Below are 20,214 nucleotides of genomic sequence, written 5' to 3'. Positions count from 1 at the left end.
GATAAGCGCTGAAAGCATCTAAGCGCGAAGCCCCCCTCAAGATGAGATTTCCCAATTCGTAAGACCCCTGGAAGACGACCAGGTTGATAGGCTCGAGGTGGAAGCGCAGCAATGCGTGCAGCTGACGAGTACTAATAGGTCGAGGGCTTATCCTAAGCGTTTTGGCGAATGCCAAAATCGCAACTTCGTGAGCAAGACTAAGCTAAGGATTCATCATTCGCATCCAGTTTTGAAGGTGTAACCTTCAATGTGCCGGTGTAGCTCAGTTGGTAGAGCAACTGACTTGTAATCAGTAGGTCGTGGGTTCGACTCCTATCGCCGGCACCACTTTTAACATCAGGCTCCTGGCTTTCATAGCAGGAGCTTTTTTGTAATCTTTCGTTATCGTTAGTAGCAACAATTAGTTATATTGAATAATTAGTTCGTTTAGCTAGAAGCATTTGTAGGCAAAAGAAGTTATAATGTATGATTAGTGTAGTATTTTTGAAAGTGGATATTATATGTGTCGAGTACTTACAGGAGGAATGAAAGTGACGAGTTTACTGAACAACAAAACAATTGTCATTATGGGCGTAGCTAATGAAAGAAGTATAGCATGGGGGATTGCAAAATCGCTGAATGAGCATGGTGCACAGTTGATTTTCACTTATAGGAAAGAACGTTCACGTGATAAACTGATTAAGCTGTTGGCTGATCATGACATCACAGCGAAGACGGTTTCTTGTGATGTTCTGGACGATGCTAGCATTGTCGCAGCCTTTGAGCAAATCGGTTCAGAGGCAGGAACGATTCATGGCTTAGTACACTCTGTCGCATTTGCAGAGAAAGATGAACTGCAGGGCGAATATGCGGACACTAGCCGTGAAGGCTACATCATGGCACAAAACTCCAGCGCTTACTCGCTTGTTGCTGTTGCACGGGAAGCGAAGAAGTTGATGACGGAAGGCGGAAGCATTGTGACGCAATCGTATATCGGTGCGGAGCGTGTAGTCCGTAATTATAATGTAATGGGTGTGGCAAAAGCTGCGCTGGAAGCAAGCGTGAAGTACTTGGCTGAGGATCTCGGAAAATATGGCATTCGTGTAAATGCGATCTCCGCAGGCCCGATCCGTACACTTGCGGCCAAAGGGGTATCTGGCTTCAATGATATTATGTCTACAATCGAAGAGAAGGCACCCCTGCGCCGTAATGTTGATCAAGAAGAGGTTGGAGACGCAACGATGTTCTTGCTGAGCAATCTTTCTCGGGGCATTACAGGCGATGTCCTTCATGTGGACTCGGGCTATCACATTATGGCACTATAAATTATTATTCTAAAACCACTGTGGGTAGGGTTCGTGCAATTGCGGAATCCTATCACAGTGGTTTTTGTTTTGATATCCATATGGACGGTGTCCTCAGCTGAGTGGTATTATTAGGAAACTACGCTGAGGATAACATTTTGATTTGAAGAGGAGCGAATGTCTTGATTATCTTTATCATAGCTTTTGTGCTGCTTGTGCTAATGTTATCTATGCTCGACGGCAAGCTGAAACGCCAGTTGCAAAATGACGAACGAATAATAGAACGTCTTGATACTTTAATTGCAACTATTCGGGATAACCAATCGTCAATAAGGAAGGAAGAGTAAATGGAGTGAAATATAAGCATATATTATTTGATTTGGACGGTACGTTAACCGATCCTGGCATTGGGATTACGAAGTCGGTTCAGTATGCGCTTCAAAAGCTAGGAATTGATGCGGAGCGAGAGCAATTGTTTTCATTTATTGGACCGCCACTCCAGCTTTCCTTTCGTGAGCAGTACGGGATGTCTGAAAGCGAGTCATTAGAAGCGGTGCAGCTCTATCGGGAGTATTTTGCCGAAACAGGCATTTATGAAAATGAACTCTTCGACGGCATGCATTCGTTTTTGCGTTCATTAAACGAAGCAGGGGCAACACTCTATGTGGCAACATCGAAACCGACAGAATTTGCATTACGGATCTTATCACATTTTGGCATTGCGGAATATTTTTTAACGGTGACGGGCAGTTTTTTGGATGGACGGCGTACAGATAAAACCGAAATCATCAATGATGTGCTTGAATCGCATCAAATCGCAAAAGAAGAGGCGGTTATGATTGGCGATCGGAAGCATGACCTGATTGGTGCGACGAATAATGGGATAGCTTCGGTAGGCGTTAGTTATGGATATGGTTCTATAGAGGAGCTTGCAGCATGCCGCCCTCATGCAATCGTTGAATCGGTGGAGTCGCTAGAGAAGTGGTTAACAAACACCATCCGTGGTTATTAGGCAGGCCCAGTAATCATGGTTTGAGCTTGTTGGGAGGCAGGGCTTAATTGAGCATAAGAAGGAAATTATATTTTGCTGGGCTAACGTTATTGCTGATCCTTCTCATCATGCCTTCCCCTACGCCTGAATGGGCCGTGCGCAAAAAGCTGTTTTTTCATGATCCGATAAACGCGATGCGTGCGAAAGTGACAGAGGGAACAATTAAAGATGATCCTATGTATGGTGATCTGTATTATGCAACGCGGACGGAACTTTCTTTTGTGTACGTGAAGCATGGCGCATGGGGCTACTATGCAGCTGGTGCCGGTACAGCACCTTGAAAATTTAGGATAATTTCTTTAGCAAATCTTTAATGGTTCTGTCCTGATCCGATCAGTTAGACTATAACTAATAGGTATATTTACCCGGTGCAGGGTTGTATACAAATCGGATGCCAGAGGAGCGAAGTGGGCATGAACCACACAGATCGATTAATGAAGGTCGCTCAGCAATATGTGCAGTTACATAAACAAAATAACTGGGTGTGTGCGTACGCTGGAGGTTCAGTTGGACGTGGTGAAGCAGACCAGTATAGCGACTTAGACCTGAACATTTATGTTACATCACAGTCGAAACAAACGATTAGCCATAATGTGCTATTCGAGGGGACGATGATTCAATTACATTTCCATGCATGGCCAGGCAGCCAAGCGCTGCGCAGCCAGCCTTGGACGCATCGTTTTCTCATTGAATCCCGATCGGTGTATGACCCGTTCGGCTTGCTAGAGAAGCTTAAACCGGCAGCTATTCGGTACTTCCGCAGCTGCGATGGCCGAAAACAGATGTTGCTTCAAGCAACAGAAGAAATACAATGTTACTTGTATGGGCTTGATCGCTGTATCCGCGAAGATAATCTCTTAGGAGCTTTTGTTGCGGTACAGGCGGCTTGGCATGCAGCAGCGACGAGCTTTGCTTGGATGAAAGATGAATGCTGCTCTGCTGGGGGGCTATTCCCACGTATACGCCATGCTGAGCCTATGATGTATGCCTCGTTCCAGTCCATTTGCACGCAGCCATTGGAAGCTTCTGTAGAACGCCAATTGCATGCGTTGGCAACTTATCGGCGGTATTTGCTAGAACAGAAGGTTGGCCAAGCTGGATTGGATTCGGGCAAGGATCAGCTTATTGCACGCAAAGTCGAGCGTTATATCGGAATAGGTGAGCTGGACTATGCCAAATGGGTGCTGCGAAGCGAAGCGATGTTGTGCTACGTTGCTTATGCAGGGGGGATTTTTCAGTTCGGGCAACACGTTGAGATGCTTCCACAGAATTTAAAAGAAGCTTTGGCTCTGCTTGGCGTTACTTCATTCTCCATGGAACAGCTGTCCGAATTGCTCCATCAAGTAGATTGGTTTACAGAGCGGGCAAAGCTCGCTGTTTGAAGAAGGACCGAACGAAGGAGGCACCTGCTCCTGGGTATCTACATACTAGCACGATTGCTGATCGTGGTGCTGCTTATTAGGGCAGATCGCCATGCAATGTCGCATCGGTGGGCCGCTGCTTTTCTATTATTTGCTTCACTATTTGATTTGATCATCCTTACATATCCACGAAAAGAAGAAAGCAGCATGGCTGCCGAGCATGGCTGGATGTATGTTGCAGCGAATGCGGTGTTCATGCTGCTCTCTTTATTCGTATTGGGCTTGGCTCTTACACTCTACCACTTATCCGCGCGGCTATTCAGGCTGGCGATGGGCGTGCTCCTGAGCATTATCAGTTGCATCACATTATGGCTTGCATGGTTGCCAGCAGATGCATTGCTAGCAATCATCGTTCGGGTTGTCTGGATGGCAATTGTGATTGGTGGCACAATGTTGCTCTGGTGGCCTGTTGCCCGTTCACTCATGCGGCAGCAGAAGCGTGATGAAACGGCTTGGCTAGCAACAATATGGTTAATGGGACCGATGCTTCCGCTTCAACTGGGCTTGTTACTTCGTTTGTCGGGCACTGCGTTAACTGGAATATATGATGATCTATATTCCATTGTCGGCGTGATAACGGCCTGTATGTTTGGTTTTGAACGGTTCATAAAGCCAGCAAGGCGGCGAAAGCGCAAAGCAGTAGGGTAGATGGGAATGAGCGATATGTGAAATAGGAGGCCAGTGGATTGCCCAATTTGATCGGAAACCGAATTGTTCTTCGGGAATATCGCAAAGAAGATTTGTTATATATGCGGCAATGGGTGAATGACCCGGATATTGTCGATATGCTTTCTGATGTTTTCTTGTTTCCGCAAACAATGAATAAAACGGAGCAGTTTCTTAATGCCATGCTCGAAGGCAGTGCAGATGCGAGAGGGTTTGTTATCTCGCTTCGCGAAACGCTCGAGTATATTGGCCAGATCGATCTCCATCGTATCGATTGGAAAAATCGCTCTGCAGAGCTTGGAATCGTGATTGGCAATAAACTGTTGCAAGGCTTAGGGTATGGAACGGAAGCGATGCTGCTATTACAGCAATTCGCTTTTGAGCGTCTACAGCTTAATCGTCTAGAACTTGAGGTACTTGCATATAACGAGCCAGCGATAAATTGTTATATGAAATGTGGCTTTCAAGAGGAAGGCCGCAAACGCCAGCGACATTATTACAAAGGCGAGTATCATGATGTCATTGTGATGTCCGTGTTGCGATCAGAGTATGTTCCAAAAAGGAGCGAATAGGGATGGAATTGGATAAAAGTGTGAATAACAAGCCTAAAAAATCAAGGTTTAAGAAGGAATTAAGAGATTGGTCTACAGCGCTCGTACTTGCTGTTGTGCTGTCTTTTTTAATTCAAAATTATGCGTTTGCACAAGTAAAAGTGATTAACATATCGATGCAAAATACGCTCGTGGAAGGTCAACGATTATTTGAAGATAAAATTACATATCACATTAGCACGCCAAAACGGGGAGATATCGTTATTATTGATGACCCGACTCAGGATCGTAACCTTGTAAAACGGGTAATTGGCTTGCCAGGAGAGACAATCGACATTCGTGACGGTTATGTATTTATTAATGGCGTTAAGCTAGAAGAAGCGTATACCAAAGGTATGACATATCCGAGAGTAATAAAAATGCCGTACACGATACCCGCCAAGCATATATTTGTGATGGGGGATAATCGAGAACAGAGTGACGATAGCAGGACGTTTGGTGCAGTCAAATATGATGACATTGAAGGGCGAGTTGTCTTGCGGGTTTGGCCATTAAGTGAATTCGGCAGTATCTGATAGAACGAAACAGGCTTTGCATAAAATAGTTACGATAAGAATAAAGTATGGCTTATGTTGTATTAGCTTGCTTGGGTCGATTGGAGCCATTTATACGTTGTTGGACAGCGGGGCTATAGTTTGTTAATTTGCGGTAAATGCCACTATGTCGAAACAATCGTGTACCCTTGTTCGAACAAAACATGTTACACTAAAGGCACGGCTAATGTTCACGTCCGCCGGTAATCGCCATTTCAGAACGCAAGGAGGAGTACGCCTTGGATAACTGCGCTATCATTACGAAGCCTGCGATCCATCTGGTCGGTATGAGCTATTGCGGTCCGTATTCGACGTTTCCCGATGAAGCGATTCGTCTTCAGGGCGAATTTCTCGCCAGAAGGCATGAACTGAACGGAGCAGCACTCTCTTCTGCACTATACAGCCCTTATTTCGGCAATGAGGTGTTCGCAACTTACTGGGCATGTTATGAGGTGAATCACCTGAAATCTGTTCCGCCAGGCATGGTTCAGTTCACAATTCCGGAGCGCCAATATGCGGTGGTGACCTGCACGAATAAACGCATTGGCGAAGGTTATGAGCAACTGACGTCATGGATGAATGAGCAACGGCTTACGAAGCGAGATACTGCGGTCTCCCTTGAAATTTTTTATCTGGATGAGCATCTGGAGGAAGTGACGGTGGATCTGCATATCCCGTTGGCCGACAATAATATGTAAGAAGGTATGAAACATCAAGATGAACGCCAAACATTTTTTTACTCATCCTGCTGGCATTGCAACTGGATCGATCGGCGCTACAATACTGTGGGGAAGCGCGTACCCGACACTCAAACGGAGCTATGAGGAACTCGGCATAGACGGAACGGACTGGTTCGAGCAATTTTTGTTCGCTGGGTACCGTTTTACACTTGCCGGCTTGCTCATTTTTTTATTTATGATGGTTATACGCGAGCCACTTCGGTACCGCCAAGGGTCCTTGAAGAGCATTGTCTCACTGGGGCTGGTACAGACTGTTTTGCAGTACGTTTTCTTTTACACGGGCTTAGCCCATAGCTCTGGTGTATTCGGCTCTGTTATTGCTGGCATGATTTCTTTCTTCTCAATGGTGTTAGCGTATTTTACTGATTCGTCAGAACGGTTCACACGAAACAAAGTAATTGGGCTTATATTAGGCATCGCTGGCCTATTGTTCCTTGCGCTGCCCCAGGCCATTAGGCATGGCTGGAATCAAGCTTTTGGCGTAGGCGAGTGGCTGTTGCTCGCAGCAGCTTTGTGTGCGGGATTAGGCAATGTATTATCGAAGCGGGCCGTAACTTCATATCCTGTCGCTTATGTGAATGGTTATCAAATGATCGTTGGTGGAATGGCACTAATCATCGTAGGTGGATTGGTTGATGGATTTATGCCTTTTCATTGGACGCCTGCAGCGATCGTTCTGTTGGTTTATTCGGCCATCATTTCCTCCGCGGGCTTTATCGTTTGGAACTATGTGATGAAATACAACTCTGTTGGTTCAACGGCATCTTATTTGTTTTTAACGCCAGTGTACGGTGTTATCTTATCCGCTCTGTTCTTGAACGAAACGATTGGCATCGCCGTTATTGCTTCGTTAACAGCAGTATGTGCGGGCATTATTATCATTAATCGGCGTGCGGACCAGAAGCAGGGCGTTGCCAATTCGGTGCGTGTGCGATAGAGGCTGAAGCCAAGGAGGATACACAGATGGGAATACAGGTAATAGGGAGTGGAAATTCAACACCGATCTGGCTCGTGGATGCATTTGCCAATGAGCCATTTACAGGCAACCCGGCTGCTGTATGTGTGATGGATCAGCCGCGTGACCGTGCATGGATGCAGAAGGTTGCTGCTGAAATGAACGTTTCAGAAACAGCGTTTCTATATGCCTCGGCGGATACAGCGTATGATTTGCGATGGTTTACGCCTAAAGCCGAGGTAGACCTGTGTGGCCATGCAACACTGGCTGCAGCTCATGTACTATGGGAATCGGGACGGCTTAACCCAGATACGAAGGCACGATTCGATACGCGCAGCGGGAGGCTGACAGCAGCATTGGGGCAAGATGGGATTCGTATGGATTTTCCAGCTGAGCCTGTATCGCCTATAACACCTTCGCCAGAGCTCATTGAAGCGCTTGGATTTATACCACGTTATACAGGGCAGAATCGCATGGATATACTGGTCGAGGCTGATAGTGAGGATACCGTTCGGCTAATAAAACCAGACTTCGCGTTGCTGGCTGCGCTCGATTGCCGGGGTGTCATCGTAACAAGCCGCGCGAAGCCCAATGCTGCATACGATTTTGCCTCGCGGGCGTTCTATCCATCGATTGGCGTGGATGAGGATCCTGTTACAGGTTCTGCACATTGTGCATTAGGGCCGTACTGGGCAAAACGATTGCATAAAGATGAGCTTCGAGCCTATCAAGCCTCTCCGAGAGGCGGTTATTTGATCGTTCGGCCCCAAGCCGATCGAGTGATGCTTACGGGCCAAGCAGTGACCGTACTGGCAGGAAGATTATCTGTGTAGCGTTTCAAACTGTCAGTCATTGTAGGGGGGAATGCCCCCATGTTATAATAGTAGTATTGCAAACAACGAGGTGCTGTAATGACTTACGAGATTCCAAGAAATGTCCAAGTTTTCGGTGAACATATTCAGCTTCACGAACTTCGCTATCATAATCGCAGAGTCCTGCTATCTAAGGAATTTACATTCGATAGTGCCCATCATTTGCACCATTATGAAGGGAAATGCCAGAGCCTGCACGGTCATACGTACAAAGTGCAGCTAATGATGTCCGGCAAACCGGACGAGCGTGGCATTAGTATAGATTTTGCTGATATGAAACGTATTGCTCAGGCCAGAATTATTGAACCGCTCGACCACAAATACTTGAATGAAGCGTTGCCTCCAATGAACACAACTGCTGAGAACATGGTTGTTTGGATGTACGAACAAGTTCAAGAAGCGCTTATTGAGGAAGGTTTGTACCCGAATGTGCGCGTAGAGGAAATCCGGCTGTGGGAAACACCGACTAGCTTTGCAGCGGTGACCCGGCAATGGATGGAGGCGTCGGAGGATGAGTAGGCAGGACGACGCCATCCACTCAGAGCGGGATCCACTTGATATTAGGCTTCCGATGGTCGAAATCTTCGAAACGGTCGAAGGCGAAGGCACACGTGCCGGGTTTCCGACCGTTTTTGTGCGTTTGTTTGGCTGTAACTTGCGCTGTGTCTGGTGCGATACAACGTATAGTTATCCGCCAGCCAAGTCGGCATTCACGCTTTCGATTCAAGAGATTGTAGAGAAGGTCAAGGCATACAAATCTAAGCATATCTGCTTCACAGGCGGGGAGCCACTGTTATATGGTGACCGTTCTGCGCTGTTGTTGAAGGCGTTAGCTGAGATCGAAGGCATAGTGGATGTTCACGTCGAGACGAATGGAGCAATCGGATTGTCCCCGTTCCTAGAGGCGGTTCCGCATAACAATGTACGTTACGTAATGGATTACAAGCTGCCGGACTCAGGCGAGAATGACAAAATGGAAGTGGCAAACTTTGAGCTTCTGCGCCCTCAGGATGAAATCAAATTCGTTATCGCGTCTGATCGGGATTTCGATGCTGCCGTGAAGACGTTAAGCGATTATCCGACCCAAGCGTTGCCGATGTTCAGCCCGGTCTGGGAATCGATGCCGCCGGCTAAGCTAGTGGATCGGATGCTTGAAGCAGGTTTGTCTGGCGTGAAGCTTAATATGCAGTTGCACAAAATTATTTGGGACCCTGCAAAGCGGGGCGTCTAGAGAGGAAGAATCGCGATGGGAGACAACAAGAGAGCAGTCATTATATTAAGCGGCGGATTGGATAGCACGACTTGTATGGGTTTTGCACAAGAAGCGGGTTACGAGCTTTATCCCCTTACGTTTGACTATGGCCAACGGCATCGCATAGAGCTAGAGAAGTCCCGTCAAGTTGCCGAGCATTATGGGGTCATTGACCGTTATAAAGTAATCAAGTTAGACTTCTTGCGCAATATCGGCGGGAGTGCGCTGACGGATGAGGCGATTGCGGTTCCAAAAGGGACAGGCGTTGAGCAGATGGATGCCGCGCAGGCTGCGAGCGAAATTCCGGTCACTTATGTGCCAGGCCGCAATTTCATGTTCTTAGCGATTGCTACATCCTACGCTGAGGCGGTAGGTGCAGAAGCGATCTACATCGGCGTTAACGCGCTTGATTATAGCGGTTATCCAGATTGCCGGCCAGAGTTTATCGCGAAGGTAGAAGAGGTAATGGCACTGGCAACGAAGGTTGGCGTGGAAGGCAAACCAATCTCGATTGAGACGCCGCTTATTGCATTGAGCAAAGCGGATATCGTCCGTGAAGGCGTGCGAATGGGCGTGCCTTACGAGTTAACAACGAGCTGCTACAACGGCGAGGAAGAGGCTTGTGGTGAATGTGATAGCTGTGTTCTGCGTCTCAAAGGATTCAGCGAAGCGGGGCATACAGACCCTATTCCTTATGTAAGTATACCGTAATGACCGTCTTATAAAATAAAAGGAGCCGTCAGGAGCGATCCTGACGGCTCTTCTTTATTTAAGCATTAGCTGCCTTGGACGAACGGCGGGGCTTGGAGCGTCCAGCCTTCGCAACGACCGAAACTTTATTCTTGCCGGTCGTCTTCGAAACATACATCGCTTCGTCGGCTTCCTTGATGAGCTCCTGGATGGTCTGGCCTGACACAGACGTGCTAACGCCTACACTAATCGTAACGATCGTCTCCGTCTCAACGCGCCGTCGAATCGTCTCGGCTACATCTTCTGGCTTCACCTTCGCATCTCCGCGAATGACCGCCAGCAGCTCTTCGCCGCCATATCGTCCGGCAGCGCCGATAGCACCGGATTCTTCTTTAATAATTTCGGCAACCTTCTTTAGTACGATATCCGCGGCATGATGGCCTTGCGTATCGTTAAGCCGCTTGAAGTTGTCGATATCGCAGAAGATGATCGAAACCGAACCGCGTTCACGCATCCATTTCTCGCAGCGCGAGTTGAAATATTTGCGATTGTATAGCGTCGTAAGGCCATCTGTAATGGATGACTGATGAATATCGAGCATGCGGTCAATTACCCATTCGAACAACATGAGGAACAGCAGCGTAAAATAAACGAGCGGCACGAATTGCGTCATTAACAATAGTCCGCTTGAAGAACCATGGAACACATAGCCGTCTGCCACTCGCGAAAGTTGATAAATGAAGTAGACGACCAAACTAATGGCGAACTTGCGGTTCAAGGCAATGCCACGCGTGTCCATTAAGATAAGGAAGTTAATGAGAACCGCATAGAAATCGAGTGTCAGCACTTGAATGCCAGCGCCGCCATCGGTGGGATGAAGCAGGTTGCTGTCCAAGTACAGCTGGATGCCGGTTAGGATGAATGGCGCAGCAAGCAGCGAGATAAATGCTGGCCCGATTAATCTTCCTGACGGACGGGTATACAATTTGGTGAAAACAAAGTTTATAATAATAAATGACTCAATCTGTAGAATGGAAGCGAACAAATGTAGTGCGGGAGAATCATTCGCCTCAGGGGCCGCTAGGAACAATTGAATGGCATGTTGAATGCCTGCTAGCAGCAAGCCTGCAATTAGCCACCCATACACTTTATATTTCCGATAACTCTGATGAAGCTTTACTGACATGTACAGCATGAGCGCCACAATAATGATGACGCATGCGGAGGAAAGAATGATGCCGGTTTGACCGGTTAGCCAATTGACGATCGTCATATGTACGCCATACCACCAATTTCATAGAGTTACATAAACTTTACAGAAACATATGTTCTAGTATATCATGTTTAAGCCGAGCCGCCTAGTGGCGAATGGTGTCGGATCATCGGGTTACTTATTGGACAGAGGAGGCGACTGCCTTGAATATTTTGCAAGCTTTATTTTTCCCCCCGGAACAGCCTGGCGGCGTATCTTCCATGGTTCCATATATACAAGAGAGGTTCAATCGGGCTGGATGGGAGATGGAGTTATTCTCGCTCCCGAAGCGCGTCCGAAACAAAGGCCAAGAAGAGATCACATTCACGACATTCGATGCTTCGCCATTTGAAGGCAATCCTATTGTAGATAAATATATGCAAACCTACCGCGACTATCTATGGTGGACGAAGATGAGAATCAAACGCTCCTATGACCTCATACATGCCCATCATCCAATCGCAGCGCTCGTCATGAGGCAGTTGTTCCCGGACACGCCGATCCTAATGACGATTCACTCAAGCTTCGAAAGGGAGCTTATGCTTAACGGCCGCATTACAGAGGGCAGTGCAGAGCATCGTTTTCTAACATCGCTCTACCGGGAGCTGGAAACGAAGGTTGACCGATTGTTAACCGTTTCAGAGTCCTTCCGCCAATACATGGCCCCTTATCTGGAGCAGCCTGAGAAAGTTATCGTCATTCCGAATGGATTTGATGAGAAAAGGTTTAAACCGATCGCCCACGAGAATCAGGTGACACAGTTTATAACGGTCTGTAGGCTCGTCCCAGCAAAAGGGCTGGATGTACTATTAAAGGCATGTGCGCTCTTGAAGCAAAAGGGATATCCATTCGTCCTTCATATTATCGGCGATGGACCGATTCGGGCTGAGCTTGAGCAGCTTGCGGTTGATTTGGACTTGTATGATGAAATTATTTTCTATGGTTACATGCTCCACCCAGAGGAATTCATGCCCTTCTTCGACGTATTCGTGCTGCCATCCCGCGCGGAATCGTTCGGGTCGGTGTTCGCCGAAGCGGCGTTGTGCTTGTTAGCGCTAATTGGGGCGAATGTTGGCGGAATCTCTGAGCAAATAGAGAATGAAGTAAATGGGCTGCTGGTGCCTCCTGAGGATCCACAGGCGCTAGCTGAAGCGATGGAGAAAACGGTTGTTGATCCTAGCTATCGTTATGAACTAGCGAGGGCGGCGTGGGATAAGGCGAAGCGGGTATATTCTTTAACGCGGGTCGTATCCCAGTTGAAGGATGTGTATGTTGACGTCTTGCCGCTAAATTTAGATGCGAGCCCAGATGCTGGGCAGGAGGAAGAGCCGTCGTAATCTTAATTTCAAAAAGCGCGCCAGGAATGCACCTTAGTGGGGCTCGTCCTGGCGCGCTTTTTTTTGAGGACCAACTAACGTTCATCTCGTGGCTTATGCGGGCTTTTGCGATGTCGAATAATTAAGATTAGCCAACCTAGGCTTATGAGGCCAAACAGGGGGTACAAGGTCGATAGAAGCGGCCCGAAGCCAATCTGGCTCATGAGGTAGCATAGAATGAGGATGCCGATGGTGATAATCGTTGGCGACCATGATACGCGCTGGCGCATCTGTAATGTGAGCCCATAAATGTCGGCGATAAGCGTGGTGAAAATTTCAGCGAAAATAAGAAAGATATAAATCCACTGCGCCGTATGCCCAAGCTGCCTGGCAATGCCGCCCATTGGAATCGCATATTGTTGAATGCCCGGCATATGGAGCGACAATGCAATGTGTCCGGCAAGCAGCATGAAGCCGATGCCAATGCCCCCGATCCATGCCCCTGTCTTAATCGCTTTCTTGTCACGAACGGAAGCGCCTAATGGGACAAGCACGGCCTGGGACATCGACAGGTTAAATGCAGCGTACAAGAAAGGGGCGCTCCAAGCGGCCATTGGCGATTGGTCGGTCACGAGGGTCAACCAGCGATCAGATTCGGGCGTTGTGAATGTATCGTAGAGTACGATGCCGGTGAATAGGAGCATCATTGGCACGACAATGCTATTCACAGCGAGAATCGCGTTCATGCCTTTGCGAAGGAGAATGAAGCAGCCTGCTATCGTAATCAATAGCCCTGCTTGATAGGAGAAGTTCCAATTCTCTTCGAAAATCGAGCCTGCGCCAGCAAGCATGACGGCGGTAACGCCCAGCAGAATAAACATCATGAAGAAGCTTATCCAGCCCCCTAGCCGTTCGCCGAATAACGTTTTGTTTAGATCCTCGTAGGAATTCGCTTGGATGTCGGAGCTGATCAGCATCATTTTGGTGCCGAGCCAGATGAACATCGCCGTTGCGAGAGCAATCGTTAGTGATCCCCAATAGCCGAAGCGAGTGAAAAACTGCAAAATCTCCTGTCCGGTTGCAAAGCCAGCGCCGACTACCGTACCCATGTAGGTGAAGGCAATCTGCATAATCATGCCGCCCTTCTTCCACATTGCTTCGTCCTCCGTTTCATAGCCTTCTATCACAAGGTATGTACGAGAAGGGACAGGCATGACAGCTTTCGCGCTATTAGTGCTTATAGGTTAACTTTCGATGAATAACTTGAATGAAATGATTTCGTGCTTATCGGGATCCAGATCAAGCTTGAGGACGGATTGTTTGCCTTCATAAGCGATCAAATAGGCGGACTGTGCATCCGGTTTGCCTAATGCTTTAACGGCTTTGTCCTCGGTGTCTCCGACACGCAGGCCGCTTAGGCCGGTAGCGACGGATTTCGCATGGATTTCGACGAAGAGAACGCCTTTATTGCCAGTTCCAAAACCGATCGAGTATCCTTCATACTCCATAATATCAATTCGCTGAGAGCCATCTCCCTGCGAATAAGCGTCGATGGGATCACCTAATTTCTTTATTACTTCTGCCTTTTGTTGCCCGATTGCAATGCTTGCGAGGGACGGATGCTCTTTATCCCACTTCGGTTCAGTTGTTTTTGCTTTCGTATTGGATGCTCCAGTAGCTTCGGCTGTTTCCTCGTCATCTGCACGTTCGATGAGCGTGTCATTAGCTGCATCTGCTTTTCCTTGTTTCGGCCCGCTGTTTGCGAGGAGCGAGTTGCTTGAAGAGATTGGGTCGTTCCCGATAACCTGCTCATCCTCTGATTGGCCCAAGCTTAGTGAACAACCCGTAGTTAATGTTGTAATGATGGCAACAGCTAGTGCTGCTTTTATGTAAGGAAGCGCGAACGCTGCTTGGTGTTGGGGTTTATCCATTCGAAAGACAGCCTCCATTCCGTATCTATATATTGATTTGACGCATGCAAACGCTTAAAGGTTCCGGTGCAATCGGAAAAGACTTGAAATGGTTGCGCGCACTATCCGTCATATGGTAAGTTATCGGAAAAGGTTTTGCGGTGGAGGTATCATACGATGGAAAAATTGAAACAACGCATATTAGCAGATGCGTCGGTTATGTCGACCGATGTAGTGAAACTGGATACGATTTTGAATCATCAAGTCGATCCTGCCCTGACGATGGAGATGGGCAAGGAATTTGCAAGATTATTTGTTGAAGCGGGCATTACAAAGGTTATTACGGTAGAATCATCCGGCATACCAGTTGCATTCGCAACGGCTCATGAGCTAGGCGTACCGCTTGTATTCGCTAGACGGAAGAAAACGTTAATTGCTGATCCTGATGCATACGTAGAGCGTGTGCCTTCCTTTACAAAAGGGATCGTAACGGATTTGCTCGTATCTCGGCAATTGCTGAGCGAGACGGATCGCCTGTTATTTATTGATGATATTATTGCGAACGGCGATGCTGCAAGAGGGTTGGTCAAAATTATTGAACGTTCCGGCGCGGAATTAGCAGGAATTGGCATTGTCGTAGAGAAATCGTTCCAAGCGGGAGCGAAAGCGCTTCGGGAACAAGGGTATCGCGTTGAATCGCTTGTAAAGATCTCATCGCTGGATAATGGATCCATTACGTTCGAGTAAATCGAGGAAAAGGTTCCATCGCTTCACCCTTTCCCGACCGGTTATTTTCGCTTATAATGGACATTAGAGTCCGAGGGGAGGCGCTAGGATATGGGGAATATGTCGAACGATTTTATGGTCAAGAAGCTTACGGACGCCAAAACGCACTTTGAACGTGCGCTGGATTGCAAACACACGGAATTCGATGATCTGTATCCATACATGATAGAGCATCCGCAATTTTTCTGGTACAAACGGTATGTCGCTTGGTCGGAATTGTTAACAATCGTCAAACTGGCTGAAGAATTAGACATGGAATGGCGTGAACAATTCCTGGATCATCAGAAGGATTATATCGCCAAACGGGTGATGTCCTCGCGCGTATTGGATGAGTGGTATGAAACAAATGACTCCAAGGAGCACGTCGACAATATTGGCTAACAACAATGCGGGACCTCCAACAATGCTCGAATTGAGCATAGGAGGTCTTTGCTGCTTATAGCGCTTGGATTAGGCCGGCAGAAGGGCTGTGGAAACAGTGATAACCGAACAACAAATGGACGAGTTTCGACTATCTGGTGAATCCGTGCGAATTGTACGCGACGGCATTCCCGCCAATGACGTATATGGAATTGTTGTCGCTTGGGATGATGAGAGCATCGTCATCCGGCGGATTAATAAGCGAGTCGTGAAGCTCAGCAGGGCTTATAAGCTGGAGCGGGCAACGGATGAACGAGGAGAGCCAGACGCTTTAAATCAATAATCAAATTGGGGAACGGAGGCAAGCTAATGAAATGTCCAGTATGCGCAGATGTACGCATGCGAGAGGTTCAGAAGGACGGGGTTTTAATTGATGTATGCCCCGATTGCAAGGGAGTATGGCTTGACCGAGGCGAGCTCGACAAGCTGATGCAAGGCGTCAAAGATCTGCGGGGGGATGTTGACGCTTACTATTCGGGGCAACCCGTGCAGCAACAGCAGCCGAATAATAGTTATGGCTCGCAAAGTGGCGGCGCCGCACCTGGCAGCTATAGAGCGCAGCAGCAAAATAGCCCGAGCGGGCAGCATACGAGCGGCGGATATAATCCACCGCCATCCACGCCAAATGGCGGTTATGGTTCGCAGCCCCAGTATGGAAGCCATGGGCAGCCATCCGGCGGATACGGCAGCCACAATCAAGGGCAGCAGGGCTATGGGCAACAGGGCTCTAGCCAGCAAAGTTATGGGCAACAAAGTTATGGCCAGCAGGGCTATGGGCAACAGGGGTACGGCAAGCATGGGCACCACAATAGTCATGGGTATCCACATAAGAAGAAGAAAACTGTGCTCGATGTATTAGGCGATTTATTCGACTAATTAACCCGGCGAGGTATCGATACGTAGGAAAAGCGGACGCTTATTTTCATAGGCAGCCACGATGCTGTTGCGACTGTGGCCACACCATTCGTCACTGCTCACTCGGGGGCGGAAGGTGTGCTTCGAATAGCGTGGAAAGACACCAGTTGGTTTTCTAACGGACCGTAGAGACGCTTATAGCTCCCAAACGCGCCGATTGAAAGTGTAACGGACTCCACGGCCGTTATTTAGCACATTTGCAGGTGCGAAGTGGCTATTTTGCTCAAATAAGGGCCTCTGAGTCCGTTACAGCAGAAAAACGTCTGATTTGGTCCAAATAACGTCTCCTCAGTCCGTTAGAAGCGGGCGGTCGCTCAATTGCGCCGAACGGACAAGACACGCCATTCGTCACAGCTCGGGGCGGAAGGCGCGCTTCCGATGGGCTGGATCAACCCTTGTTGGTTTTCTAACGGACCGCAGAGAAGCTTATAGCTACAAAGTTGCAAGGTTTCAAAATTCAAAGAAGGAGCCCTCAAGCTGACGCTTGGGGGCTCCTTCTTTTTGGATATGCATGTTATGCGCCACATGGCGGTTTAATGCTGAATCACGAAGCGGTCTACCGGCGCACCGTCGGCCGTAAAAGCTTCATAGGCCAATTTATCGCCTTGAATCGTAATTGCGGCGAACATCGGTTGGCCATTTTGCAAATGAACGGCGTGGTAAAACTTGTCTTCCTTCTTGTCGTTCAGCTTCACGCCTGAAGCGTTCGTCACGACATATACGGTCCCAGCATGGTTCGTAACGGGAGCATCGGCTTTGCCTGTAATCTGGCCGTCCCGCAGCGGGTAGGAACGTGAATATTCGTGATTATGGCCTTGCAGCACAAGATCGACTTTGTACGTATCGAATATTTCTGTCCATTCTTTCACTTTCTTGTACGTATTGCCGCCATACGGGCCGCGGTGAACGGCAACGATGAGCCACGGTTGGGCGGTTGCTGCTAAGTCTTCGCGAAGCCATTGCGCCTGTTCATCAATTGCGGTTTCCGTGTTTAAGACTGCGATATGAGCGGTGCCAATATCCAGCGAGTAGTTGGTTCCAGCAGGCGCATCGGCCGCTCCATTGTTCGGCAGGTTGAAGCGTGCGGTAATGGGCCAGAAGCTGGGCGCATCTTTACTCTCAATGACGTCATGATTGCCGGTCACCGGCAAAATCGGGACGCGAGTAATCGCTGGGACAGCTTGAGCGAACCATTGCGCCCATGCCTCCGCATCCTCGGGATTTTCGGTCAAATCGCCATTATGGACAATGAAGCGAGCGTTTGGATATTGCTTAAAAGCTTGATTTAACGTCTGTCCCCAAATTTTGAAATCAGCGCTCGTAACCCCTTGTGAATCCGTCACATTAATGAAGGTCATGGCGGTGTCCTCTTGTGGAAGGGGATCCGTTCTAAATGATAAAATGTCGCTCCACTCGCCCTCCAGGCCGCTGCCAACGCGGTAGGCGTATGTGGTATTCGGCGTTAAGCCTGACACTTCGGCCTTATGGACACCCTGCGTCAGGGCTCTCTTGCTTGTTGCTAGAGGCGAAGTCTGTCCTGTAAACGTTAGTTTCGCGGACGGCTCGAAGGAATCGGCTTGGCCAGCAACAGACAGCTCGATAACGGCTGGCGCATCTGGCTTATTATCACTCATCCAGGTGAAGGCTCGCGAGGTGGCTGCATCGCCGGTAAGCGTCATAACGATCGAATAGGGCTTATCGTGCTTCTTGTTATTCCGGGTACATCCAACGGCCAGGATGCCGAGCAGGAGGGCGGCTGCAACAATGATAAGGATCACCGTACTGTATTTGCTAATTACCATTTATGATGGCTCCTTTCTTCGATGCTCCGAATCGGCGCTAAAGTTCCTTATACTATCTCATTATTAAGGATCATGTGGCAAATGAATGGTTAAGATCGTGTAAATTTTTCAGCGTTTATTCAGCTAGCGGTAAGAGTACTTTCAAGATGGCCGCCTATAATGAGTCACATCAAGCGATTGAAACGAGGTGACAGAATGAAAGCAATGGAGCTAACTAATGAATTCCAGTCGGCCATCAATGGCCTTAAACTTGCGGACCCCACATCCCAAGCGGTGGTGCAGCCTATCGCAAGCGGTATCCCGAGCGCCCCTTTGAAATTCCGTCACGAGCTTAAATTTTACGTGAATTACCATCAATATTTTATTATTCGCCAGCGTTTGAAAAGCTTCATGCAGCGGGACAAGCATGCGGGTCCAACAGGAGAGTACCATATTCGCAGCTTATATTTTGACGATATGGAAAATAAAGCGTTGTCTGAGAAGCTCGGCGGGGTGCGTGAACGGAACAAGTACCGAATTCGCATTTATAACGTGGACGATAAAGCCATTCATTTTGAGAAAAAAATCAAACAGGATGAGTATATCGCCAAGGTGAAGGAGCCGCTCACACGCGAGGAGACTGATGCGATAATCGCAGGGAACTATAATTGTCTGCTCGCGCCGGAGCGGCCGTTCCGAATGGAGCTGTACAACGAGATGAAGCATCGGCTGCTGCGCCCGAAGGTAATCGTCGACTATGTACGCGAACCTTACATCAATGTGAATGGCAATGTGCGCATTACGTTCGACAAACAGTTAAAAACAGGGCTGTTCGCAACCGATTTGTTTAATCCGAATTTGAGCACGGTGAGTGCAATTGAAGACCAGATGATGATTATGGAAGTGAAATTCGATGAGTTTATTCCGTACCACATACGGGATGCGCTCCAGCTCGAAGGGCTTCAGCGGCAATCCGCTTCCAAATATGTAATGTGCCGAAAATATATCAAGATGAACGCGTGGGAGGACCAATAGGATGGAAACGAATACGAACCAGGCCGCAACGGCAGATACGAATACTTTTAGCGACATTATTAAAAATTCTGTCGTGAAAAATTTTGTTAATGACATCAGCTTATCAAAAATTGTAATTACGATGGCCATTGCTTTTCTGATCGGATTTTTTATCTACTTATTGTATAAACGCATATTCAGCGGCGTGCTGTATAGCAAAAGTTTTAATGTGTCGCTGATCGGCATGACGCTCATTACTTCGATGGTTATTATCGCAATTAACTCGAATCTTGTTCTCTCGCTCGGCATGGTCGGCGCGCTCAGCATCGTCCGGTTCCGTACGCCGATTAAGGACCCGACTGACCTCATCTTCTTGTTCTGGGCGGCGGCAGCGGGGATCGTAACGGGCGCAGGCTTCTTCTCGCTTGCGATTGCGGGTTCAGTTATCGTTGGTCTTGTTTTGTTCATTTTTATCAAAAAAGCTTCGTTCGAAACGCCATATCTGCTCGTCGTGAACTGTGAAGGCGATGAGAGCGAGCAACTGCTGATCGAGCAAGTGAATGCGAATGTGAAGCGTTATAACGTAAAACAAAAAACGGTGACGCAGGGCAACATCGAGCTGACGCTGGAAGTGCGTGTGAAGGATAAGGAAAGCGGATTCGTGAATGCGATTTCGGAGCTCCGTGGCGTGAAGAATGCCGTCCTAATCAGCTACAGCGGCGACTACGTGTCCTAATTAGGCGGCC

24 protein-coding genes, 1 tRNA gene, 1 rRNA gene and 1 pseudogene are annotated in these 20,214 nt (G+C 48.1%); 23 read left to right on the top strand and 4 right to left on the bottom strand.

Annotated features, from left to right (window positions below; genetic code table 11):
• From GON22_RS14675 to queC, 16 genes are all read left to right on the top strand, one after another.
• Window positions 1-155 (top strand): 23S ribosomal RNA (locus GON22_RS14675); the annotation flags it as partial.
• Window positions 156-251: 96 nt separating this feature from the next.
• Window positions 252-327 (top strand) — tRNA-Thr (locus GON22_RS14670).
• 203 nt (window positions 328-530) lie between these two features.
• On the top strand, window positions 531-1,304 hold the full coding sequence (gene fabI, locus GON22_RS14665; protein ID WP_160396844.1) for an enoyl-ACP reductase FabI: 774 nt from the start codon (window positions 531-533) through the stop codon (window positions 1,302-1,304).
• A gap of 161 nt (window positions 1,305-1,465) precedes the next feature.
• The gene (locus GON22_RS14660) at window positions 1,466-1,630 is read left to right on the top strand and encodes a hypothetical protein (protein WP_160396843.1); all 165 of its coding nucleotides are present in this window, start codon (window positions 1,466-1,468) and stop codon (window positions 1,628-1,630) included.
• Window positions 1,631-1,635: 5 nt separating this feature from the next.
• Complete coding sequence (locus GON22_RS14655) at window positions 1,636-2,295, top strand: HAD hydrolase-like protein (protein WP_160396842.1); 660 nt, start codon at window positions 1,636-1,638, stop codon at window positions 2,293-2,295.
• A 47-nt stretch (window positions 2,296-2,342) separates the two neighbouring features.
• Window positions 2,343-2,615 (top strand): hypothetical protein, encoded by a 273-nt coding sequence (locus GON22_RS14650; RefSeq protein ID WP_160396841.1) that lies wholly within the window; start codon window positions 2,343-2,345, stop codon window positions 2,613-2,615.
• 132 nt (window positions 2,616-2,747) lie between these two features.
• Complete coding sequence (locus GON22_RS14645) at window positions 2,748-3,716, top strand: hypothetical protein (RefSeq protein ID WP_160396840.1); 969 nt, start codon at window positions 2,748-2,750, stop codon at window positions 3,714-3,716.
• Between the two features lie 96 nt (window positions 3,717-3,812).
• Window positions 3,813-4,403 (top strand): hypothetical protein, encoded by a 591-nt coding sequence (locus GON22_RS14640; protein ID WP_160396839.1) that lies wholly within the window; start codon window positions 3,813-3,815, stop codon window positions 4,401-4,403.
• A 38-nt stretch (window positions 4,404-4,441) separates the two neighbouring features.
• Window positions 4,442-4,993 (top strand): GNAT family N-acetyltransferase, encoded by a 552-nt coding sequence (locus tag GON22_RS14635; protein WP_160396838.1) that lies wholly within the window; start codon window positions 4,442-4,444, stop codon window positions 4,991-4,993.
• Window positions 4,994-4,995: 2 nt separating this feature from the next.
• Window positions 4,996-5,547, top strand: coding sequence for a signal peptidase I (gene lepB / locus GON22_RS14630; protein ID WP_160396837.1), 552 nt, complete (start codon window positions 4,996-4,998; stop codon window positions 5,545-5,547).
• A 257-nt stretch (window positions 5,548-5,804) separates the two neighbouring features.
• Window positions 5,805-6,263 (top strand): GyrI-like domain-containing protein, encoded by a 459-nt coding sequence (locus GON22_RS14625; protein ID WP_160396836.1) that lies wholly within the window; start codon window positions 5,805-5,807, stop codon window positions 6,261-6,263.
• A 19-nt stretch (window positions 6,264-6,282) separates the two neighbouring features.
• Entirely contained in the window at window positions 6,283-7,242 is a 960-nt protein-coding gene (locus GON22_RS14620; RefSeq protein ID WP_160396835.1) for a DMT family transporter, read from the top strand.
• A gap of 26 nt (window positions 7,243-7,268) precedes the next feature.
• Window positions 7,269-8,093: a PhzF family phenazine biosynthesis protein gene (locus GON22_RS14615; protein WP_160396834.1), complete on the top strand. Its 825-nt coding sequence runs from the start codon at window positions 7,269-7,271 to the stop codon at window positions 8,091-8,093.
• Window positions 8,094-8,171: 78 nt separating this feature from the next.
• Entirely contained in the window at window positions 8,172-8,651 is a 480-nt protein-coding gene (queD, locus tag GON22_RS14610; RefSeq protein WP_160396833.1) for a 6-carboxytetrahydropterin synthase QueD, read from the top strand.
• Window positions 8,644-9,363: a 7-carboxy-7-deazaguanine synthase QueE gene (locus GON22_RS14605; protein WP_160396832.1), complete on the top strand. Its 720-nt coding sequence runs from the start codon at window positions 8,644-8,646 to the stop codon at window positions 9,361-9,363. The genes queD and GON22_RS14605 overlap by 8 nt, the downstream gene beginning before the upstream one ends.
• Window positions 9,364-9,378: 15 nt before the next feature.
• On the top strand, window positions 9,379-10,095 hold the full coding sequence (gene queC, locus GON22_RS14600; RefSeq protein WP_160396831.1) for a 7-cyano-7-deazaguanine synthase QueC: 717 nt from the start codon (window positions 9,379-9,381) through the stop codon (window positions 10,093-10,095).
• Window positions 10,096-10,153: 58 nt separating this feature from the next.
• Here queC and GON22_RS14595 read toward each other — a convergent pair whose 3' ends face one another.
• Window positions 10,154-11,347: a GGDEF domain-containing protein gene (locus GON22_RS14595; RefSeq protein WP_160396830.1), complete on the bottom strand. Its 1,194-nt coding sequence runs from the start codon at window positions 11,345-11,347 to the stop codon at window positions 10,154-10,156.
• A 143-nt stretch (window positions 11,348-11,490) separates the two neighbouring features.
• Here GON22_RS14595 and GON22_RS14590 point away from each other — a divergent pair, with 143 nt between their 5' ends.
• A complete protein-coding gene (locus tag GON22_RS14590) occupies window positions 11,491-12,663 on the top strand; it encodes a glycosyltransferase family 4 protein (protein WP_160396829.1) in 1,173 nt (390 codons plus the stop codon).
• Between the two features lie 74 nt (window positions 12,664-12,737).
• Here the strand turns inward: GON22_RS14590 and GON22_RS14585 are convergent, their stop codons facing one another.
• Both GON22_RS14585 and GON22_RS14580 read right to left on the bottom strand, forming a co-directional pair.
• A complete protein-coding gene (locus GON22_RS14585; RefSeq protein WP_160396828.1) occupies window positions 12,738-13,796 on the bottom strand; it encodes a YkvI family membrane protein in 1,059 nt (352 codons plus the stop codon).
• Window positions 13,797-13,886: 90 nt separating this feature from the next.
• Window positions 13,887-14,573, bottom strand: coding sequence for a hypothetical protein (locus tag GON22_RS14580; protein ID WP_160396827.1), 687 nt, complete (start codon window positions 14,571-14,573; stop codon window positions 13,887-13,889).
• Window positions 14,574-14,729: 156 nt separating this feature from the next.
• Between GON22_RS14580 and GON22_RS14575 the strand changes: the two genes are divergently transcribed.
• The 4 genes and pseudogenes from GON22_RS14575 to GON22_RS26105 all read left to right on the top strand — a co-directional run.
• A complete protein-coding gene (locus GON22_RS14575; protein ID WP_160396826.1) occupies window positions 14,730-15,299 on the top strand; it encodes a xanthine phosphoribosyltransferase in 570 nt (189 codons plus the stop codon).
• A gap of 90 nt (window positions 15,300-15,389) precedes the next feature.
• The gene (locus tag GON22_RS14570) at window positions 15,390-15,719 is read left to right on the top strand and encodes a hypothetical protein (protein ID WP_160396825.1); all 330 of its coding nucleotides are present in this window, start codon (window positions 15,390-15,392) and stop codon (window positions 15,717-15,719) included.
• A gap of 97 nt (window positions 15,720-15,816) precedes the next feature.
• Complete coding sequence (locus GON22_RS14565; RefSeq protein WP_160396824.1) at window positions 15,817-16,041, top strand: hypothetical protein; 225 nt, start codon at window positions 15,817-15,819, stop codon at window positions 16,039-16,041.
• Window positions 16,042-16,067: 26 nt separating this feature from the next.
• A pseudogene (locus GON22_RS26105) lies at window positions 16,068-16,200 on the top strand (TFIIB-type zinc ribbon-containing protein); the annotation flags it as partial.
• 1,006 nt (window positions 16,201-17,206) lie between these two features.
• Here the strand turns inward: GON22_RS26105 and GON22_RS14555 are convergent.
• Complete coding sequence (locus GON22_RS14555; protein WP_160396822.1) at window positions 17,207-18,475, bottom strand: purple acid phosphatase family protein; 1,269 nt, start codon at window positions 18,473-18,475, stop codon at window positions 17,207-17,209.
• A gap of 195 nt (window positions 18,476-18,670) precedes the next feature.
• On the opposite strand from GON22_RS14555, the gene GON22_RS14550 reads away from it, so the two are divergent.
• Together GON22_RS14550 and GON22_RS14545 are read left to right on the top strand one after the other, a co-directional pair.
• On the top strand, window positions 18,671-19,489 hold the full coding sequence (locus GON22_RS14550) for a polyphosphate polymerase domain-containing protein (protein WP_160396821.1): 819 nt from the start codon (window positions 18,671-18,673) through the stop codon (window positions 19,487-19,489).
• Window position 19,490: 1 nt separating this feature from the next.
• The gene (locus tag GON22_RS14545) at window positions 19,491-20,204 is read left to right on the top strand and encodes a DUF4956 domain-containing protein (RefSeq protein WP_160396820.1); all 714 of its coding nucleotides are present in this window, start codon (window positions 19,491-19,493) and stop codon (window positions 20,202-20,204) included.
• Window positions 20,205-20,214 lie beyond the last annotated feature (10 nt).

It is taken from the genome of Paenibacillus sp. MMS18-CY102 (genome assembly GCF_009789195.1).
Taxonomy (GTDB): Bacteria; Bacillota; Bacilli; order Paenibacillales; family Paenibacillaceae; genus Paenibacillus_T.
The sequence above is the reverse complement of the archived record's forward strand: the minus strand, read 5'-3'. Positions and strand labels throughout refer to the sequence as shown.

What these genes read in the sequence shown, in the direction of transcription:
- GON22_RS14555 (WP_160396822.1), bottom strand. Translation starts at nt 18,475, where the DNA reads ATGGTAATTAGCAAATACAGTACGGTGATCCTTATCATTGTTGCAGCC.
- GON22_RS14545 (WP_160396820.1), top strand. Translation starts at nt 19,491, where the DNA reads ATGGAAACGAATACGAACCAGGCCGCAACGGCAGATACGAATACTTTT.
- GON22_RS14640 (WP_160396839.1), top strand. Translation starts at nt 3,813, where the DNA reads ATGTCGCATCGGTGGGCCGCTGCTTTTCTATTATTTGCTTCACTATTT.
- GON22_RS14620 (WP_160396835.1), top strand. Translation starts at nt 6,283, where the DNA reads ATGAACGCCAAACATTTTTTTACTCATCCTGCTGGCATTGCAACTGGA.
- GON22_RS14575 (WP_160396826.1), top strand. Translation starts at nt 14,730, where the DNA reads ATGGAAAAATTGAAACAACGCATATTAGCAGATGCGTCGGTTATGTCG.
- queC (WP_160396831.1), top strand. Translation starts at nt 9,379, where the DNA reads ATGGGAGACAACAAGAGAGCAGTCATTATATTAAGCGGCGGATTGGAT.
- GON22_RS14585 (WP_160396828.1), bottom strand. Translation starts at nt 13,796, where the DNA reads ATGTGGAAGAAGGGCGGCATGATTATGCAGATTGCCTTCACCTACATG.
- GON22_RS14615 (WP_160396834.1), top strand. Translation starts at nt 7,269, where the DNA reads ATGGGAATACAGGTAATAGGGAGTGGAAATTCAACACCGATCTGGCTC.
- lepB (WP_160396837.1), top strand. Translation starts at nt 4,996, where the DNA reads ATGGAATTGGATAAAAGTGTGAATAACAAGCCTAAAAAATCAAGGTTT.
- GON22_RS14645 (WP_160396840.1), top strand. Translation starts at nt 2,748, where the DNA reads ATGAACCACACAGATCGATTAATGAAGGTCGCTCAGCAATATGTGCAG.
- GON22_RS14595 (WP_160396830.1), bottom strand. Translation starts at nt 11,347, where the DNA reads ATGACGATCGTCAATTGGCTAACCGGTCAAACCGGCATCATTCTTTCC.
- GON22_RS14605 (WP_160396832.1), top strand. Translation starts at nt 8,644, where the DNA reads ATGAGTAGGCAGGACGACGCCATCCACTCAGAGCGGGATCCACTTGAT.
- queD (WP_160396833.1), top strand. Translation starts at nt 8,172, where the DNA reads ATGACTTACGAGATTCCAAGAAATGTCCAAGTTTTCGGTGAACATATT.
- GON22_RS14550 (WP_160396821.1), top strand. Translation starts at nt 18,671, where the DNA reads ATGAAAGCAATGGAGCTAACTAATGAATTCCAGTCGGCCATCAATGGC.
- GON22_RS14580 (WP_160396827.1), bottom strand. Translation starts at nt 14,573, where the DNA reads ATGGATAAACCCCAACACCAAGCAGCGTTCGCGCTTCCTTACATAAAA.
- GON22_RS14570 (WP_160396825.1), top strand. Translation starts at nt 15,390, where the DNA reads ATGGGGAATATGTCGAACGATTTTATGGTCAAGAAGCTTACGGACGCC.